The organism is Kitasatospora sp. MY 5-36, from assembly GCF_001182915.1.
Classification (GTDB): domain Bacteria; phylum Actinomycetota; class Actinomycetes; order Streptomycetales; family Streptomycetaceae; genus Kitasatospora.
Genome location: NZ_LFVW01000902.1, coordinates 1 through 2,454 on the forward strand (window position 1 = coordinate 1; position 2,454 = coordinate 2,454).

1 protein-coding gene and 1 pseudogene are annotated in these 2,454 nt (G+C 75.3%); one reads left to right on the forward strand and one right to left on the reverse strand.

The genetic code is table 11. The features are described 5' to 3' along the window. Positions 1-1,003, forward strand: a pseudogene (locus AE652_RS37975) (regulator); the annotation flags it as partial. A gap of 71 nt (positions 1,004-1,074) precedes the next feature. Here AE652_RS37975 and AE652_RS37980 read toward each other — a convergent pair. Further along, the gene (locus AE652_RS37980) at positions 1,075-2,301 is read right to left on the reverse strand and encodes a cation:proton antiporter (protein ID WP_049659880.1); all 1,227 of its coding nucleotides are present in this window, start codon (positions 2,299-2,301) and stop codon (positions 1,075-1,077) included. Positions 2,302-2,454 lie beyond the last annotated feature (153 nt).

Below are 2,454 nucleotides of genomic sequence, written 5' to 3' on the forward strand. Positions count from 1 at the left end.
CCCCACCATCGGCCGGGTGCCGATCCAGAGCCGCCGGCCGCCGGTCGCCGTCGAGCCGCCGTACACCGACCCGGCCCGCGAGTCCCGCCCCACCCTGCGGGTCGGCCGCGGCGACATCGCCGCCATCCGGGCCGTCGGCGACCTCTTCCGCGCGCTCGACCACGCCTACGGCGGCGGCCACGCCCGCCAGGCGCTGGTCCGCTACCTGGAGAGCGAGGCCGAGCCGATGCTGCGCGGCCGCTACGGCGAGCAGATCGGCCGGGCGCTGTTCGGCGCCGTCGCCGACCTCACCAGGCTGGCCGGCTGGACGTCCTTCGACATCGCCGCGCACGGCCTCGCCCAGCGCTACTTCGTCCAGGCGCTGCGCCTCTCCCAGGCCGCCGGGGACCGCGCGCTCGGCGGCTACGTGCTGGTGACGATGAGCCAGCAGGCCGTCCACCTCGGCCACGGCCGGGAGGCGGTCCAGCTCGCCAGGGTCGCCCAGCAGGGCGTGGGCACCGCCGTGCCGCCGGTCGTCCAGTCGCTGATGCACGCCGCCGAGGCGCGCGGGCACGGCCTGCTGGGCGACGTCCGGTCCTGCACCACCGCCCTGGTGCGCGCCGAGCGCGCCCTGGCGGCGGCCCGGACGGGCGACGAACTGCCCTCCTGGGCGCGGTACTTCGACGAGGCCCAGCTCTCCGACGAGTTCGCCCACTGCTACCGCGACCTCCAGCAGTGGCGGACGGCCGCGCAGCACGCCGAGAAGTCGCTGAGGCTGCGCTCGCCCGCCTACGCCCGCAGCCGGATCTTCTGCCGCCTGGTGCTGGCCACCGCCCGGCTCGGCATGGGGGACCTCGACGAGGCGTGCACCATGGCCACCGACGCGCTGCGGGCGGCGGGGGAGATGCGCTCGGCCCGCTCGCTGGAGTACGTCCGGGACTTCCACCGCCGCCTCACCCCCTACCGCGGCAGCCCGGTGGCCCGCGCCTTCGAGGAGACGGCCCGGCAGGCGGGAGTGATCTGAGCGCGGAGGTGAACCGACCGGCGGAGTGCGTGGGGACGGGCCTCACGCACCCGGCGTACGGAGGCCCGGGCCTACCAGCTCTCGGCCCGGACCCTCGGCTGATCCGCGTCGGCCGCCACCGGCGGCCGCGCGCCGCCGCGCACCCGCTGCGCCGCCAGCGGGAACACCAGCACCGACAGCATCCCGGCGCCGACCAGCGCCGCCGCGGTGGAGGACGGCAGGTGCCCGGCGTCCACCTCGATGGTGGTGATCACCACGACCAGCGGCAGCGCCGTCGCCCCGTACAGCGCGAGCGCCGCGCGGTCGCGCAGGCCGAGCCCGGCCGGGGCGAGCAGCGCGGCGGGCAGCCCCCGCACGGCCAGGAAGAGCAGCAGGAACACCGGGACCAGCAGCAGCGTGCCCGGGTCGTCCAGCAGGGCGTCCAGGTCGAAGTTCATCCCGCTGACCACGAAGAACACCGGCACCAGGAAGCCGAAGCCGATGCCCTCCAGCTTGGCCTCGATCACCTCCTCCTCGGCCTGCCGGACGCCGGCCAGCAGCAGCCGGGAGACGATCCCGGCGACGAAGGCCCCGAGCAGCATGTCGAGGTCCAGCCAGAGCGCGGCGGCGACCATGGCGGCCAGCACCAGGATCACCGCGCGGATCGCGAACTGTCCGGAGGTGCGCAGGGTCCGTTCGATCAGCCGGGTGGTCCAGGCCGGGCGGGGCCGGCGCGCGCCGAACACGGCGAGCGCGGTGATCACCGCGAAGGCCCCGAGGATGACCGCCGTGCGGGCCGGGGAGTTGCCGCTGAGCAGGGCGGCGATCGCGATGATCGGCCCGAACTCGCCGACCGCCCCGGTGGCCATCACCAGGGAGCCGAAGGGCGTGGGCAGTTCACCGGAGTCGCGGAGGATCGGCAGGATGGTGCCGAGCGCCGTGGTGGTGAGCACCAGCCCGGCGAAGGCGCCGTCCAGCGGGTCCCGGTTGACCAGCGCGCCCACGCCGAGCCCGACGGCCACCGAGACCAGCCACGCGGTGCCCGCCCGTTTCAGCGGGCCGCCGCGCAGCTTGGCGAAGTCGATCTCGTAGCCGGCCAGGAACATCAGCATGGCCAGGCCGAACTGGGAGAGCGCGTCGACCAGGCCGTCGACGTGCGCCCAGCCCAGGACGTCCGGGCCGATCAGGACGCCGAGTACGATCTCGAACACGACGGTCGGGACGGCGATCCACCGCAGCAGCCGGTCGGCGAGCAGCGGGGCGGCCACGGCTGCGGCGGGGATCAGGATCAGGGTCAGCGGCTGGGCGGCGGCGCTCACCGCGCAACCGGCCGAACGGTCGAAACCATCCGATGAACGGTCAGAGCAGGCACCCCGGCATCCTGGCACGCCGTCGGTCTGTCACCCCGGCAGACCGCTGGTGTGTCCCGGTGCCCCGATGCGCTCCGGCGGTGGCAACGGCCTCCCCTGCCG